This is a genomic window from Streptomyces mexicanus (genome assembly GCF_902506575.1).
GTDB classification, from domain to species: Bacteria; Actinomycetota; Actinomycetes; order Streptomycetales; family Streptomycetaceae; genus Streptomyces; species Streptomyces mexicanus.
Map to the genome: position 1 here is coordinate 2,666,016 of NZ_LR732544.1, position 15,088 is coordinate 2,681,103.

A 15,088-nucleotide genomic window follows, 5' to 3' on the forward strand; every position below is an offset into this window, starting at 1 on the left:
CCCTACGACGGGCGCTGGGCCTCCAGGCCCCGCAACAGCAGATCCAGGACCGCGTCGAACTCGTCCTGGACGTCCGGCCGCTTCCACTCCCGCGCATGGCACGGGTCGTGGAAGCGGCCGGTGGCGTGGAACAGGGCGCGGGCCACGGCCTTCGGGTCGCCGGCCGTGAAGGCGCCGCTCGCCACGCCCGCTTCGACGATCCGGGTCAGCTGGGCGGTCAGCTCGGCTATGTGCTCGCCGACCACCTCGCCGTTCTCTTCGGTGAGGACGGAGTACGTGGCGAACAGCTCGGGGTCGTCGCCCGCCTTGCGGCGCTTGGCGTCGAACAGCCCCTGGAACCAGTCGCGCAGCCGCTGCCGCGGGTCGCGGTCCTCGGCGCCCGCGATGCCGGCGAGGGCGTCGGAGGTCCGGTCCAGCCACCGCTTGGTCACCGCCCCGCGCAGCGCCGCCTTGGTGCGGAAGTGCCGGTAGACACTGCCGTGGCTGACGCCGAGCGCGCGGGCCACGTCCACCACCGTGGCCTTCGCCGGCCCGTGGCGGCGCAGCACCTCCTCGGTCGCCTCCAGGATGCGCTCGGCCGTCAGGGTCTCGGTGGTGGGTGACATGTCATAGACCGTACCCGGCGCTCTCGCGGCGCCGTCCTCAGCGTTCGCTGTCGAGGTGTGCCATCTGCGCCTCGGGGTAGCGCTCACCGGCGGCCGCGTCGGCCGGGACGGCCTCCTCGATCGCGGCGAGGTCGGCCGGATCCAGCGTCACCTCCAGCGCGCCCAGCGCCTCCGCCAGCCGCTCCCGGGTGCGGGCGCCGATCAGCGGCACGATGTCCTCGCCGCGCGAGAGCACCCAGGCGATCGCGATCTGCGCGACGCTCACGCCCTTGCCCTCGGCGATCTTCCGCAGCGCCTCGACCAGGGCCAGGTTGTGCTGGAGGTTCTCGCCCTGGAAGCGGGGCGAGTGGGCGCGGAAGTCGGTGGGGGAAAGCTGCCGGTCGGCGCGGAAGTGCCCGGAGATCAGGCCGCGCGAGAGGACCCCGTACGCCGTGACGGCGATGCCCAGCTCCCGGGTGGTGGGCAGGATCCGCTCCTCGATGCCGCGGGAGATGAGCGAGTACTCGATCTGCAGGTCGGAGATGGGCGCGGTGGCGGCGGCCCGGCGGATGGTGTCGGCGCCGGCCTCGCTGAGGCCGATGTGCCGCACGTACCCCTTCTCGACCAGCTCGGCGATCGCGCCGACCGTCTCCTCGATGGGCACGTCGGGGTCGACGCGGGCGATCCGGTAGACGTCGATGTGGTCCACGCCGAGGCGCTGCAGGGAGTACGCGGCGAAGTTCTTCACGGCGGCGGGGCGGCCGTCGTAGCCGTTCCAGTTGCCGTCGGCGTCGCGCAGGGCGCCGAACTTCACGCTGAGCAGCGCCTGCCCGCGGCGGGCGGCGGGGGCGGCGCGCAGGGCCTCGCCGATCAGCATCTCGTTGTGGCCCATGGCGTAGAAGTCGCCGGTGTCCAGCAGGGTCACGCCCGCCTCCAGGGCGGCGTGGATCGTGGCAATGGACTCGGCCCGGTCCGCCTCGCCGTACAGCGCGGACATGCCCATGCAGCCGAGGCCGAGGGCGGAGACCTGGGGGCCGGTGGTTCCGAGGGATCGGGTGTTCATCGTCATGCCCCCAGCATCACATGACAGCTGACAGATTTCAATATCTGTCAGCTGTCATTTCGTCGGGGTGGTACGGGAGAGGCGGGGCGGGGGGGCGCGGGACGCAGAAAAGCCGTACGGCCGCCGGGTGATCCGGCGGCCGTACGGCGTTCGGTGGGGTCCCGCGGGTGGGTCAGCAGCCCAGCAGGCGGGCGGCCAGGTAGCCCTCGATCTGGTCCAGGGACACGCGCTCCTGCTTCATCGAGTCGCGCTCGCGGACGGTGACCGCGTTGTCCTCCAGGGTGTCGAAGTCGACGGTCACGCAGTACGGCGTGCCGATCTCGTCCTGGCGGCGGTAGCGGCGGCCGATGGCGCCCGCGTCGTCGAACTCGATGTTCCAGTGCTGGCGCAGGGTCTGGGCCAGGCCCTTGGCCTTCGGGGACAGCTCCGCGTTGCGGGACAGCGGCAGCACCGCGACCTTCACCGGGGCCAGGCGGTGGTCCAGGCGCAGCACGGTGCGCTTCTCCATCTTGCCCTTGGCGTTGGGCGCCTCGTCCTCGACGTAGGCGTCGAGCAGGAAGGCGAGCATCGCCCGGCCGACACCGGCCGCGGGCTCGATGACGTACGGCGTCCAGCGCTCGCCGGCCTCCTGGTCGAAGTACGCCAGGTCCTGGCCGGAGGCCTTGGCGTGGGAGGAGAGGTCGTAGTCGGTGCGGTTGGCCACGCCCTCCAGCTCGCCCCACTCGCTGCCGCCGAACTGGAAGCGGTACTCGATGTCGGCGGTGCGCTTGGAGTAGTGGGAGAGCTTCTCCTTGGGGTGCTCGTACCAGCGCATGTTCTCCTCACGGAGACCCAGGCCGGTGTACCAGTTCCAGCGCTGCTCCATCCAGTACTCGTGCCACTTCTCGTCCTCGCCCGGCTTGACGAAGAACTCCATCTCCATCTGCTCGAACTCGCGGGTGCGGAAGATGAAGTTGCCCGGCGTGATCTCGTTGCGGAACGACTTGCCCATCTGGGCGATGCCGAATGGCGGCTTGCGGCGGGAGGTGGTCTGCACCAGGGCGAAGTTGGTGAAGATGCCCTGGGCGGTCTCGGGCCGCAGGTAGGCGATGGAGCCGGAGTCCTGGGTGGGGCCGAGGTGGGTGGACAGCAGGCCGGAGAACTGCTTGGGCTCGGTGAACTGGCCCTTGGTGCCGCAGTTGGGGCAGTTGATGTCCGCCAGGCCGTTCTCGGGGGCGCGGCCCTTCTTCTCCTCGTAGGCCTCCTCCAGGTGGTCCGCGCGGAACCGCTTGTGGCAGGAGGTGCACTCGGTGAGCGGGTCGGTGAAGGTGGCGACGTGGCCGGAGGCGACCCAGACCTCGGGGGCGAGGATCACGGACGAGTCGATACCGACGACGTCCTCGCGCGACGTCACCATGTAGCGCCACCACTGGCGCTTGAGGTTCTCCTTCAGCTCGACACCCAGGGGACCGTAGTCCCAGGCGGCGCGCTGACCGCCGTAGATCTCACTGCAGGGGAAAACGAAGCCACGGCGCTTGCTCAGGCTGACGATGGTGTCGATCTTGTCGGCGGCCACGGTGCTCTCTTCATTACGACGACGGGCGACGAAGCGAGGACGCTTCACAGCGAATGCTTCAGCGTACCGGCGGGGCCTGCCCCTCAATCAAATCGGTGCCGGACAAGGACCCCGCTCGACCCCGGACGACCCCGCGCGGAGGCGTCCGGAGCGCTTGTTGACAACGGTTTCCATTTTTGATGAAAATGACTGTCATGAACGCTCGACGACGTCCCCTCATATCCGGCCTCGCGGCAGCGACGGCCGCCGTCCTCGCCCTGGGAGCCCTCTCCGCCTGCTCCTCCAGCGAGGCGGCGGGCAGCACGGACAAGTTCGACGTCGTCGCGTCGTTCTATCCGATGGCCTTCCTCGCCGAGCGGATCGGCGGCGACCACGTCCACGTCACCAGTCTCACGCAGCCCGGCCAGGAGCCGCACGACCTGGAGATCAGCGCCCAGCAGACCGCGCAGCTGCAGGAGTCCGACGCGGTCCTCTACCTCAAGGGCCTGCAGCCCTCCGTGGACGACGCCGTCGCCCAGTCGGAGGTGAAGACGAAGATCGACGCCGCCTCCCTGACCACCCTGGAGGAGCACGGCAACGAGGTCGGCGGGCACGCCGCCGCCCACGACACCCACCAGGGCGAGGAGTCCGGCGGCAAGGACCCGCACGTCTGGCTCGACCCGGTGCGCTACGCGCAGATCGCCCAGGGCGTCGGCACGGCGTTCGAGAAGGGCGACCCGGACCACGCGGCGGACTACCGCAAGAACACCGCCGCCCTGGTCGAGCAGCTCGACGGGCTGAACACCGAGTTCCGGCAGGGCCTCGCGCATACCAGGACCAAGGTCTTCCTCACCACGCACGCCGCCTTCGGCTACCTCGCCGAGCGCTACGGCCTGACCGAGGAGGCCATCAACGGCCTGGACCCGGAGTCCGAGCCCAGCGCCGCCCGGGTCAAGGACCTGGAGAAGACGGCGCGGGCCGACGGGGTGACCACCGTGTTCTACGAGACCCTGGTCAGCGACAAGACCGCGAAGACCGTCGCGCGCGACGCGCACCTGACCACGGACGTCCTCGACCCGCTCGAAGGGATCACGAAGAACTCCCGGGGCACCGACTACTTCTCCGTCCAGCGGGCCAACCTCAAGGCCCTCCGGCAGGCCCTGGGCGCCCGGTGACCGACACCACCGAAGCCACCGCCGACGCCAAGGAGGCGATCATGGGCGAACCCGTCATATCCCTGCGCCGGGTGAGCGCCGAGCTGGGCGCGCGCCCCGTGCTGCGCGGCATCGACCTGACCGTGCACCGCGGCGAGGTGGTCGCGCTGCTCGGCGCCAACGGCTCCGGCAAGTCCACCACCGTGCGTGCCGTCATCGGCCAGGTGCCGGTCGTCTCCGGCGAGATCGAGCTGTTCGGCACCCCGCGCCGCGCCTTCCGCGACTGGGCGCGCGTCGGCTACGTGCCGCAGCGCACCCCGGCCGCGGGCGGTGTCCCGGCGACGGTCACCGAGATCGTCTCCGCGGGCCGCCTGTCCCGGACCCGCTTCGGCGTCTTCCGCCGGGCCGACCGGGAGGCCGTGCGCGAGGCCCTGGAGCTGGTCGGCATGGCGGACCGGGCGAAGGACGCGGTCGGCGCCCTGTCCGGCGGCCAGCACCAGCGGGTGCTGATCGCCCGCGCGCTGGTCGCCCGCCCCGAGCTGCTGATCATGGACGAGCCGATGGCGGGGGTGGACCTGGCCAGCCAGGAGGTCCTGGCGCGCACGCTGAAGGAGCAGGTCGCGGCCGGTACGACGGTGCTGCTGGTGCTGCACGAACTCGGCCCCCTGGAGCCGCTGATCGACCGGGCGGTCGTCCTGAGCGACGGCCGCGTCGTGCACGACGGCCCGCCCCCGAAGGCCGTGGGCCACCACGCCCGGCCCGGCCACGACCACGTCCACCCCCACGCCCCGCACGACGCCGCCGGCGCCGATCCGATCCGCACGGGACTGCCACTGTGATGGACTTCCTGAACTACGCCTTCATGCAGCGGGCGCTGCTCGCCTCCGTCCTGGTCGGCATCACCGCGCCCGCCGTCGGCATCTACCTGGTCCAGCGCCGCCAGGCCCTGATGGGCGACGGCATCGGCCACGTCGCCATGACCGGCGTCGGCCTCGGCTTCCTGCTGTCCGCCTCGCCGGTGTGGATGGCCACGGCCGTCTCCGTCCTCGGCGCGATCCTGATGGAGCTGATCCGCTGGTACGGCCGCACCCGCGGCGACATCGCCCTGGCGATGCTGTTCTACGGCGGCATGGCCGGCGGCGTCATGTTCATCAACCTCGCCCCCGGCGGCTCCAACGCCAACCTGACCTCGTACCTGTTCGGCTCGCTGTCGACGGTGTCGCAGTCGGACGTGCTGGCGATCTGCCTGCTGGCCGCCTTCGTCGTGCTGGTCACCCTGGGGCTGCGCCGGCAGCTGTTCGCGGTCAGCCAGGACGAGGAGTTCGCCCGGGTGACGGGCCTGCCGGTGCGCGCCCTGAACCTGCTGACGGCCGTGACGGCCGCGGTGACCGTGACCGTCGCGATGCGCGTGGTCGGCCTGCTGCTGGTCAGCGCGCTGATGGTGGTCCCGGTGGCCGCCGCCCAGCAGCTGACCCGCAGCTTCGCGGCGACCTTCGCGATCGCCGTGGCCATCGGTGTGAGCGTCACCCTCGGCGGCACCGTCACGTCCTACTACCAGGACGTGCCGCCCGGCGCGACGATCGTGCTGCTGACCATCGCCGCGTTCATCGTCCTGACCGCCCTGGCCACCCCGCTGGCCCGGCGCCGCGCCCGGGCGCTGGCCGCGGCACGGCCCGCCGCGGACCCCGCCGAGTGCGCCATTCCGGCCAGTCGGGCCTCCGCCGACGAGGTCGGCGTCTGACCGCGAGGTGCCCGGGCTGGCACAATGGCCCGGGCAGACGCGAGACGTTGCGCGAGACGTTTCAGGACGTCTCGGACCCAGGACGTTTCAGGAGGCAACCGGTGACGACCGCAGGACCGCCCGTGAAGGGCCGCGCCACCCGGCAGCGCGCCGCTGTCGCGGCGGCCCTCGACGAGGTCGACGAGTTCCGCAGCGCGCAGGAACTCCACGACATGCTCAAGCACAAGGGCGACTCGGTCGGCCTGACCACGGTCTACCGCACCCTGCAGTCCCTCGCCGACGCCGGCGAGGTGGACGTCCTGCGCACCTCCGACGGCGAGTCCGTCTACCGCCGCTGCTCCACCGGCGAACACCACCACCACCTGGTCTGCCGCGTGTGCGGCAAGGCCGTCGAGGTCGAGGGCCCGGCCGTCGAGCAGTGGGCGGAGACGATCGCGGCGGAGCACGGCTTCGTCAACGTCGCCCACACGGTGGAGATCTTCGGCACCTGCGCGGAGTGCTCCGCGGCCCGCGCGGACACCTGAGACCCCGCGCCCCCGACAGCGGACCCGTGGCGCGCCGCGCCCCCGAAGGGGCGCGGGCCGCCCCGGCCGGTCAGCCGCCCTCGCTCCGGCCCTCCATGGCCAGCAGCACCTCGTTGGGCACCGCCCCGCCGAAGCGGCGGTCGCGGGAGGCGAACTCCAGGCAGGCCCGCCACAGGTCCCGGCGGTCGAAGTCGGGCCACAGCACGTCCTGGAAGACCATCTCGGCGTACGCGCTCTGCCACAGCAGGTAGTTCGAGGTGCGCTGCTCGCCGCTGGGCCGCAGGAACAGGTCCACGTCCGGCATGTCCGGGTAGTACAGGTACTTCTGGACGGTCTTCTCGGTGATCTTGGACGGGTCCAGCCGGCCCGCCTTCACGTCCTCCGCCATCGCCTTCGCGGCGTCCGTCAGCTCCGCCCGGCCGCCGTAGTTCATGCAGAAGTACAGCGTGAGCAGGTCGTTGTCCTTCGTCTGCTCCTGCGCGATCTGCAGCTCCTTGGCGACCGACTTCCACAGCCGGGGCATCCGGCCCACCCAGCGCACCCGGACCCCGAGCGCGTCCAGCTGGTCCCGGGACTTGCGGATGAAGTCCCGGTTGAAGTTCATCAGGAAGCGCACCTCCTCCGGCGAGCGCTTCCAGTTCTCCGTGGAGAAGGCGTACAGGGAGATGTTGCCGACGCCGATCTCGATGGCGCCCTGCAGCACGTCCAGCACCCGCTCGGCGCCGACCTTGTGCCCCTCGGTGCGCGGCAGCCCGCGCTGCTTGGCCCACCGGCCGTTGCCGTCCATGACGATCGCCACGTGCTCCGGGACCAGCTCGCCCGGGAGCTTCGGCGCGCGGGCGCCCGACGGGTGCGGCTGAGGTGCCTGGTACTCGCGCCGCCGGCTCCCCAGGATCCCGCGTACGGCCATGTGCTCTCGTCTCCCTCGCTGTGGCGGTGTTACTTCTCGACGTACCTCAGTGAGCGCAGTCCGCGCTCCAGGTGCCAGTGCAGATACGCGGACACCAGCCCGCTGCCCTCCCGCACGTACCGCGGCTCGCACGCGTCCGCGGTCGCCCAGTCCCCCGTGAGCAGCGCGCCGAGGAGCGTGAGCGCCTGCGGCGAGGGTACGACACTGCCGGGCACCCGGCAGTCGGCGCAGACGGAACCGCCCGAGGCGACCGAAAAGAACCGGTTCGGGCCGGGCAGGCCGCACCGGGCGCAGTCGCCGAAGCTGGGCGCGTAGCCGTTGACGGCCAGCGAGCGCAGCAGGAACGCGTCGAGCACCAGATGCGGCGCGTGCTCGCCCCGGGCCAGCGTCCGCAGGCCCCCCACCAGCAGCAGGTACTGCTGGACGGCCGGCTCGCCCTCGTGGTCGGTGAACCGCTCGGCCGTCTCCAGCATGGCCGTCCCGGCGGTGTAGCGGGCGTAGTCCGTCACGATCCCGCCGCCGTACGGCGCGATGGTCTCGCTCTGCGTGCACAGCGGCAGACCCCGGCCCACCAGCTCACTGCCCCGCGCGAAGAACTGCACGTCCACGTGCGAGAAGGGCTCCAGGCGCGCCCCGAACTTCGACTTGGTCCGCCGCACGCCCCGCGCCACGGCCCGCACCCGCCCGTGCCCCCGGGTCAGCAGCGTGATGATCCGGTCCGCCTCACCCAGCTTCTGGGTGCGCAGCACGATGCCGTCGTCGCGGAACAGACTCATGGGCTCCATTCTCCCCCACGGCCGCCCCCCGCCGGGCGCGGGTCCACCGGCTCACGGCACCTCTCCCCGGCTGCGCGCGTTCGCGTACGCCGTCGCCGCGCGGAGCCGCTCGGCCGGGGTCGCGGCCCGCACCTGCTCCGGCGCGCAGTCCCACTCCCGGCCGCCGCCCAGCGGCCGCAGCTGCACGTACGGCCCCTCGCGGCCCATCACCACGCCGACCCGCCCCGTGTGCACGTCCAGCGCGTACGACCCGACCGGCGGGACGGCCGGGACCGGCGGGACGGCCTGGTGCCCCGCCCCGCTCACCGCAGCACCGCGGCCAGCCGCGCGGCCGTCTCCACCGAGCAGCGTCCCAGCTCGATCAGCGGACACGGCGCCTCCCGGGCCAGCCCGACGGGATCCAGCCCCAGCGAGGGCAGAGTGATCCCCGCCTTCTCCAGCGCGGCCCGCAATGCCGCGAGCGTTTCCTCCGCCTCCTTCACGCAGAACGCCGCATGAGCCGACTTCTGTGCTGCCACGTGCACCCCTTCTCCCTCGCGCCTCACTTCACTGCTTGCATACCCAAGGTGACGCTGCGCGACTAAGGTCGGAAGCGGTTCGAGCCCTACAACGGGCGCGCAGTGCGAGGGGGTCGGTCATGGCCAACGGTTCACGCCAGGCGGTGTGGGAGTTCTTCGGCGCGGAACTCAAACGCCGCCGCGAGGAGGCCGGGCTCACCCAGGTGGAGCTGGGGGCGCGGGTCTTCGTCTCGGGCGGCTATATCGGCCAGTTCGAACAGGCCATCAGAAAGCCGCAGTTGGACGTGGCCCAGCGGATCGACGAGGTGCTGCAAACCGACGGTATTTTCGAGCGGCTGTGCAGGAAGCTGATCGATGATCCGCGGTATGCGGATTACTTCGCCCACGTGGTGGAGCTGGAGCGACTGGCCACGAAGATCTGCGAGTTCGCGCCGACCGCGGTGCCGGGCTTGTTGCAGACGGCTGGGTACGTACGCGCCGTCACCATCGCGATGAACCCGTTCGCATCTGACGAATACATCGAGGACAAGGTGTCTGGGCGTCTGGAGCGCCAGCGCATCCTGGAAGACGCAACACGCCCGGTGTATTGGGTGGTCCTGCACGAGAACGTGCTTCGTGTCCCGGTCGGTGGTCCCAGGGTGATGGCCGAGCAGTTGGGGCACATCCTGCGGCTGGCACGGGCGCGGACGATCCTGCTCCAGGTGTTGCCGTACACCGCCGGGGCATACCCGGCGATGACCGGTGACCTGCGCCTGATGGAGTTCGAGGACGCACCTCCAACGGCCTATACGGAAGCGGTGTATTCAGGGACCTTGCTGGACGATCCAGCTGTGGTGAAGCGCGTTTACGGGGCCTACGATCTGATGAGGGCCGCCGCGCTGTCGCCGGAGGCGTCCCTGGCCCTGATCGAATCGGCGGCGGAGGACAACAGACGATGCGCGAGTACGACCTGACCCACGCCCGCTGGCGCAAGAGCAGCTACAGCGACGGCAACGGCGGCAACTGCGTCGAGGTCGCCGACGGAGTCCCCGGTGTCGTGCCCGTGCGGGACAGCAAGGTGGCCCAAGGGCCTGTGCTGGTCCTCGGGGCGGCCGCCTGGGCGGAGTTCGTCCGCGCCGTGGGGGCCGTCCGCTCCTAGCCGTCCCGCCGAACCACCGCACCCCCACGGAGCCCCCATGGCCCTGCCCGCGCCGCTGACCGGTGTCGTCCCGCCCGTGTGCACGCCGCTGACGCCCGAGCGGGAGGTGGACGTGGACTCGCTGCTGCGGCTGGTGGACCACCTGGTGGCGGGCGGGGTGCACGGAGTGTTCGTGCTCGGGTCGACGTCGGAGGCGGCGTTCCTGACGGACGGGCAGCGCAGGCGTGTGGTGGAGGCGGTCGTCGGCCACCTCGGCGGGCAGTTGCCGGTGCTGGCCGGGGCGATCGACATGAGCACCGCGCGGGTGCTCGACCACGTGGCCTCGGTCGCGGCGGCGGGGGCCGACGCCGTCGTCGTCACCGCCCCGTTCTACGCCCGCGCCCAGCACCCGGCGGAGATTGCCCGCCACTACCGGCGGGTCGCGGAAAAGAGCCCGGTGCCCGTGTTCGCCTACGACATCCCGGTCTCCGTGCACACCGGGCTGCCGGTGGACCTGGTGCTGGAGCTGGCCGCGGAGGGGGTGCTGGCCGGGCTGAAGGACTCCAGCGGTGACCTGGCCGGGTTCCGCCAGGTGGCCGGCGGGGTGCGGGCGGGGGCCGGTCCGGCCGGGTTCAGTGTGCTCACGGGGTCCGAGCTGCTGGTCGACGCGGCCCTCGCGCTGGGCGCGGACGGCGCCGTACCCGGGCTGGCCAACGTGGACCCGCACGGCTTCGTGCGCCTGTACCGGCTCGCCCGGGCGGGCGACCAGGACGGCGCCCGGGCCGAGCAGGAGCGGCTGTGCGCGCTGTTCGGCATGGTCGGCGCGGCCGACCCCGCCCGGATGGGCCCGGGGTCGGCGGCGATCGGCGCGTTCAAGGCGGCGCTGCACCTGCGGGGCGTCATCGACTGCCCGGCCACGGCGGAACCGCAGATCCCGCTGGCACCGGCGGAGGTGGAGCGGGTGCGGGCGTTCCTGGCCGCCGCCGAGCTGGTGTGAGGGTGGCGGCCCTCATTCGCCGCTGTCCACCATCCAGGTGTCGCCCTCCTCGTCGTCCACGCGCGTCTCCAGCTCGCGCAGGGTCATGCCCGCCTCCCACAGCTCCCGGAAGCGCTTCATGCGGTCCTGGACGTGGTTCTGCCGGGCGATGAGCCGGGTGCGGACGTTGACGTCGCGCAGGTCCTGGTCGATCTCGAAGGAGACGGCCTCGTCGTAGACGATGAAGTCGTTGGTGGTGCCGCGCTGGAGGTGCGGCGGCAGCTCGGGCAGCACCGACACGCGCACGCCGATGCCCAGCAGCTCCTGCTCCTCGCACAGCCGCAGCAGCCGGTCGTCCAGTTCCCGCGCGCTCTCCACCAGGAACACCCGGCGCACCGGCACCCCGCGCTCCTCGATCGCCTCCTGCTGGCCCTGGAGATAGCGGCTGGCGGGCTCGCTCTCCCAGAACTGCCGGTCGACGGAGGTGCTGGTGGCGCAGATGGACTGCTCGGCGGCGCGGGTCAGGGAGAGCATCCAGTCGTGGTTCTCGCCGGGGCACTCCGCGCTCAGCGAGGTGAGGTCCGTCAGGTGCCCGACGACCCGCCGCATCTCCAGCCGGACGAACGTGTGCAGGATCGACGGCCCGGGCGCCAGCACCTCGGCGAAGCGGTCGGCCAGGTCCGGCACGCTGCCGTCCACGCTGACCAGGGCCTGCTGGGCGCGGGACTCGGCGTCCTGCCGCTCCTGGGCGAAACGGCTCTCGATCAGCCGCGTGATGTCCTGCGTGTGCCGGGTGAGGACCTCCCGGACGGTGGCGGCGGTCTCGGCCGGTGTGCTCTCCGCCCGCCGGGCCCGCTCGGCCAGTTGCCGGGCCTCCTCCTGTGTCTGCCGGGCGTGTTCCCGGCTCTGCCGTGCCTGCTCCGCCAGCCGCCGGTCCACGCCCAGCACGTGCTGGGCCGCCACCGCGCCGGCCGCGCACAGCAGCGCGGCCAGGAACTGCCGCAGCGCACTGCCGTGCGGGGCGAGCAGCGCGGCGACGCACCAGAGCAGGGCGCCGAGGAGCACGCCGACCGCGCCGCGCCGCAGCCACAGCTCCCGCCCGGGGTGCGCGGGCGCGGCGGCGGGCGTGGGCGAGCGTCCGGTCAGGGCGGGTGGGTCGGTGGTGCCGGGTGTGCCGGCCGTGTCGTCGGGCCGGGGTGACGGTGCCGTGCTCATCTCGCTTCTCCCCCCGTCGGGATGCGCATCGGATCGGGACTGCGGGTGCGTCCGGTCAGGAACCGGGCGCCGGGTGCGTCCGGTCAGGAAGCGGGCTCCACCTCCCGGTGCACCGAGGCGATCGCGTGCAGCGTCAGCTGGTCGCGGATGCGCTGGACGAGCGTCCGCCACTGGCGGGTGAAGCCGGGGCTCTCCTCCAGCGCCTCCCACAGCGGGGCCAGCTCCTTGGCCACCCGGGCCCGGGGCATCCACAGGTGCAGCAGGTGGTCCACGGCGGGCCGCAGCGCGGTGACGACGGCGGGTCGCTGCGGCGCCGCCACGGGTCTGCGGCGCGCGGGCGGCGCGCCCAGGCTGATGCCGTCCAGCAGGCGCACCACCGTGGTGAGCAGCCAGTCGTGCAGGGCGAGGTCGTCGCAGAGCCCGGCGATGTCCGCGCTCGGGGTGCCCCCGGGGACCCGCAGCCGCACGGTGCGCAGCTCGTCCGCGGCCAGGGTGAACCGTTCGATCGAGGGGCCCTCGTCCCCTTCGGCGGGCAGGGCGACCCAGCGCAGCCGGGTGGGGCGCGAGCGCAGGGGCGGACTGTGGTCGAGCAGGGGGTGGCGCAGCAGGCGGGTGAGCAGGCCGTCGGCGATCAGGCCCACGTCCAGGTCGCCGGGGCGTCCGCCGTCGAGGACGCCCTGTGCGACGGCCTCGTGGGGCAGTTTCCCCAGCGGCTCGACCATGCCGGGCCGTACCAGGTAGTGGCCCCAGGGCCGGCGCTGGTCGGGTCCGGTGGCGGGCATCCGGGCGTAGGCGGAGGTCTGCAGGACGCGGCCCTCGGTCAGCGCGGCGCGCGCGGCGACCGTGCCCACGGCGCGGACGCGGGCGCCGTTCGCGCTGGGCAGCGGGCAGTCGACGCCGGTGAGGGTGTCGGGGGAACGCGCGTAGAGGTTGGGGCGTTCGGAGAGCAGGACGCGTTCGTCGGCGCGCAGGGCGAGCAGGGCGGCGGCGGAGCGGATGTCGAGGGCCTGCCGGGTGGGCAGCAGGCAGGTGCGGACCTCGCCGCAGGCGAGCACGGCGGGCGGTGTGGTGTCCTGCTGCCTCGGGGCCGCCATGTCAGGGTCCCGCGTAGAAGACGTAGGAGACGCGGTCGGCCACCGAGTCGGGGACGTCCAGGTGCTCGCGGGCGGAGCGCTCCGCGACCTGGTGCAGGGCCGCCCGGTCCACCTCGATCTGGTCCAGGACGACCCGGACGGCGTGTTCCACCGGCAGGAACCGATTGGGCAGCACCGAACAGGTCCGGTACGCGGCGAACGGATCGGCCCGCGGGTTGAGCCGGACGAGCGCGGGCAGCTCGTCCCAGTCGTCGGGGAAGCCGCCGGCGGGGTGCGGGTGGGGCGTGAAGACGGGGTCGCCCTCGTGGCGCAGCAGCCCGAGGCGGCCCAGCTGCCAGACCGCGGCGAGGAACGGGCAGGACCAGGTGCGGTGCCCGTCGGCGTCCTCGCTCCACATCTCCACGTCCAGGAAGACGGAGTGGCGCCGGGCCGCGGTCTCCTGGGGCGGCTGCCAGGCGGCGGCCGTCTTCATCGCCTGCGGGGTGCGGGCGACGGGGCTGCGCTCGCCGTTGGCCAGCCAGCCGGTCTGCGCGGCCGGCGGCCGGTTGCCGTAGGAGCCGGGCGGCGGCGACTCCACGATGCGGCCCGCCACCGCCTCGGCGACGGGCACCTTGCCGGCGACCGCGCAGCCGGACTCGCGGGCCAGGTAGTCGACTTCCAGACCGGCCCGGTCGGCCTCGTCCAGCAGCAGCGGGACGAGTTCGGCCGGGGTGGAGAAGCGGGTGAAGTAGTCGTCGATGAGGAAGCAGGTGCTGATGCGGGGGCGCCTGCCGCCGGTGCGGGCCGCCGCCGCGGCGCGCGCGGCCTCCACCCACGGGCGGACCTGCGCGAAGTGCTCGCGCAGGCGGGCGGGTCCGGCCTCGAAGTCCTCCATGTACAGGTGGCCCAGCTCCAGCGAGAGGTGGGACAGCGGCACCGCCTGGGTGCGCGGGTCGGCGGCCGTCTCACGGAACACTGCCTCGGTCATGGCCGCCCCCAGTAGGCGTCGTCCGTCAGGCGCAGCGCGATCTCCTCCAGCGCCTCCAGTGTCTCCTTGTTCGCGATCTGCGTGGCGAGCACGTCCTCCTCGGTGATCAGCTGCTCGCGCCACTGCAGGATCGGCTCCAGCGGGACGACGCCGAGCACGACGCTGTCCCCGATGCGCTGTTCGGCGGCGAGCCGGCGCAGCGCCTCGTCGCAGGCCTGCATCCAGGCGGCCTGGGCGGGCGAGCCGTGCGACCACAGCGGGGACTCCGGGTCGGGCACGGCGGCCCGCACGAAGCGGATCGCGGCCCGCAGGGCGTCCTCGTCATGGCCGCGCGCGACGCCGCCGGCGATGATGCCGTGCTCCTTGTGGACGAGCCCGGAGGCGGCGATGACGTGCTGGCGGGTCCAGCGGTGGAAGACCAGCCAGCGGAAGGGGACGCTGCGCATCCGCGGGTGGGCGGTGGCGGCCAGCACCATGTCCACGGCGTAGCTGCGGCCGGCGCTGAGGTCCACCATGATCAGGTCGAACTCGCTGTGGAGCCGCAGCAGCAGGTCGATGCAGCGCTCCAGCGCGTCCTCGCCGGTGGCGAACTCGCCGCCGCCCGCGTCGCCCGGCAGCAGGACCAGGCGGCCGGACTGGTTGGGCCGGGCGCGCAGCAGCGGGTGCTCGGTCTGCCGCCAGACGTCGATCCGGGCGGGTTCGGCGACCTCGCCCTCCAGGTAGGAGTGCAGGCCGCGGTCCTCGGTGCCGCGCATCGCGCCGGGCACGTCGAAGACGGCGGCGGCGGTCGGCGAGCCGAAGTCGAAGTCCACGTACGCCACGTGGTCGCCGGCCAGGGCGCGCTGGTAGGCCAGGTTGGCGCTGGTCACCGAGCGGCCCGTGCCTCCCTTGTCGGAGGCGGCGAAGACGAGCACG

18 protein-coding genes are annotated in these 15,088 nt (G+C 72.7%); 7 read left to right on the forward strand and 11 right to left on the reverse strand.

Annotation, left to right across the window (positions count from 1 at the left end; translation table 11 throughout):
- Positions 1-2 precede the first annotated feature (2 nt).
- From GV126_RS11965 to GV126_RS11975, 3 genes are all read right to left on the reverse strand, one after another.
- Entirely contained in the window at positions 3-605 is a 603-nt protein-coding gene (locus GV126_RS11965) for a TetR/AcrR family transcriptional regulator (protein WP_159665464.1), read from the reverse strand.
- 37 nt (positions 606-642) lie between these two features.
- On the reverse strand, positions 643-1,653 hold the full coding sequence (locus GV126_RS11970) for an aldo/keto reductase (RefSeq protein WP_159665466.1): 1,011 nt from the start codon (positions 1,651-1,653) through the stop codon (positions 643-645).
- A gap of 166 nt (positions 1,654-1,819) precedes the next feature.
- Positions 1,820-3,202: a glycine--tRNA ligase gene (locus GV126_RS11975; protein WP_028422211.1), complete on the reverse strand. Its 1,383-nt coding sequence runs from the start codon at positions 3,200-3,202 to the stop codon at positions 1,820-1,822.
- 194 nt (positions 3,203-3,396) lie between these two features.
- Between GV126_RS11975 and GV126_RS11980 the strand changes: the two genes are divergently transcribed.
- The 4 genes from GV126_RS11980 to GV126_RS11995 all read left to right on the forward strand — a co-directional run bounded on the left by GV126_RS11980 (position 3,397) and on the right by GV126_RS11995 (position 6,600).
- Positions 3,397-4,356, forward strand: coding sequence for a metal ABC transporter substrate-binding protein (locus tag GV126_RS11980; RefSeq protein ID WP_159665468.1), 960 nt, complete (start codon positions 3,397-3,399; stop codon positions 4,354-4,356).
- A gap of 41 nt (positions 4,357-4,397) precedes the next feature.
- Positions 4,398-5,174, forward strand: a complete 777-nt coding sequence (locus tag GV126_RS11985) for a metal ABC transporter ATP-binding protein (protein ID WP_201299931.1) — start codon at positions 4,398-4,400, stop codon at positions 5,172-5,174.
- A complete protein-coding gene (locus GV126_RS11990) occupies positions 5,174-6,076 on the forward strand; it encodes a metal ABC transporter permease (protein WP_159665470.1) in 903 nt (300 codons plus the stop codon). Before GV126_RS11985 ends, GV126_RS11990 begins: the two co-directional genes overlap by 1 nt.
- Positions 6,077-6,177: 101 nt before the next feature.
- Complete coding sequence (locus GV126_RS11995) at positions 6,178-6,600, forward strand: Fur family transcriptional regulator (protein WP_159665472.1); 423 nt, start codon at positions 6,178-6,180, stop codon at positions 6,598-6,600.
- 70 nt (positions 6,601-6,670) lie between these two features.
- On the opposite strand, the gene GV126_RS12000 is transcribed toward GV126_RS11995, so the two are convergent.
- The 4 genes from GV126_RS12000 to GV126_RS12015 are packed head-to-tail and all read right to left on the reverse strand — an operon-like array spanning position 6,671 to position 8,804.
- Entirely contained in the window at positions 6,671-7,510 is an 840-nt protein-coding gene (locus tag GV126_RS12000) for an isoprenyl transferase (protein WP_159665474.1), read from the reverse strand.
- A 29-nt stretch (positions 7,511-7,539) separates the two neighbouring features.
- Complete coding sequence (recO, locus tag GV126_RS12005; RefSeq protein WP_159665476.1) at positions 7,540-8,286, reverse strand: DNA repair protein RecO; 747 nt, start codon at positions 8,284-8,286, stop codon at positions 7,540-7,542.
- Between the two features lie 51 nt (positions 8,287-8,337).
- Positions 8,338-8,592 carry a hypothetical protein gene (locus GV126_RS12010; RefSeq protein ID WP_159665478.1) on the reverse strand — a complete coding sequence of 85 codons (255 nt, stop codon included), beginning with the start codon at positions 8,590-8,592 and terminating at the stop codon, positions 8,338-8,340.
- The gene (locus GV126_RS12015) at positions 8,589-8,804 is read right to left on the reverse strand and encodes a hypothetical protein (protein ID WP_159665481.1); all 216 of its coding nucleotides are present in this window, start codon (positions 8,802-8,804) and stop codon (positions 8,589-8,591) included. Before GV126_RS12015 ends, GV126_RS12010 begins: the two co-directional genes overlap by 4 nt.
- Before the next feature lie 119 nt (positions 8,805-8,923).
- On the opposite strand from GV126_RS12015, the gene GV126_RS12020 reads away from it, so the two are divergent.
- Genes GV126_RS12020 through GV126_RS12030 form a run of 3 tightly spaced genes read left to right on the forward strand, consistent with a single transcriptional unit; the run spans position 8,924 to position 10,918 of the window.
- Positions 8,924-9,757 carry a helix-turn-helix domain-containing protein gene (locus GV126_RS12020; protein ID WP_159665483.1) on the forward strand — a complete coding sequence of 278 codons (834 nt, stop codon included), beginning with the start codon at positions 8,924-8,926 and terminating at the stop codon, positions 9,755-9,757.
- Entirely contained in the window at positions 9,739-9,942 is a 204-nt protein-coding gene (locus tag GV126_RS12025) for a DUF397 domain-containing protein (RefSeq protein WP_159665486.1), read from the forward strand. The genes GV126_RS12020 and GV126_RS12025 overlap by 19 nt, the downstream gene beginning before the upstream one ends.
- A 37-nt stretch (positions 9,943-9,979) precedes the next feature.
- On the forward strand, positions 9,980-10,918 hold the full coding sequence (locus GV126_RS12030; RefSeq protein WP_159665487.1) for a dihydrodipicolinate synthase family protein: 939 nt from the start codon (positions 9,980-9,982) through the stop codon (positions 10,916-10,918).
- Positions 10,919-10,930: 12 nt separating this feature from the next.
- Here the strand turns inward: GV126_RS12030 and GV126_RS12035 are convergent, their stop codons facing one another.
- The 4 genes from GV126_RS12035 to GV126_RS12050 form a co-directional block, all read right to left on the reverse strand.
- The gene (locus GV126_RS12035; protein WP_159665489.1) at positions 10,931-12,112 is read right to left on the reverse strand and encodes a hypothetical protein; all 1,182 of its coding nucleotides are present in this window, start codon (positions 12,110-12,112) and stop codon (positions 10,931-10,933) included.
- Positions 12,113-12,195: 83 nt separating this feature from the next.
- Positions 12,196-13,206, reverse strand: coding sequence for an SCO2521 family protein (locus GV126_RS12040; RefSeq protein ID WP_159665490.1), 1,011 nt, complete (start codon positions 13,204-13,206; stop codon positions 12,196-12,198).
- Between the two features lies 1 nt (position 13,207).
- A complete protein-coding gene (locus GV126_RS12045) occupies positions 13,208-14,173 on the reverse strand; it encodes an SCO2522 family protein (protein WP_159665491.1) in 966 nt (321 codons plus the stop codon).
- The gene (locus tag GV126_RS12050) at positions 14,170-15,087 is read right to left on the reverse strand and encodes an SCO2523 family variant P-loop protein (protein WP_028422196.1); all 918 of its coding nucleotides are present in this window, start codon (positions 15,085-15,087) and stop codon (positions 14,170-14,172) included. Before GV126_RS12050 ends, GV126_RS12045 begins: the two co-directional genes overlap by 4 nt.
- Position 15,088: the final 1 nt, after the last annotated feature.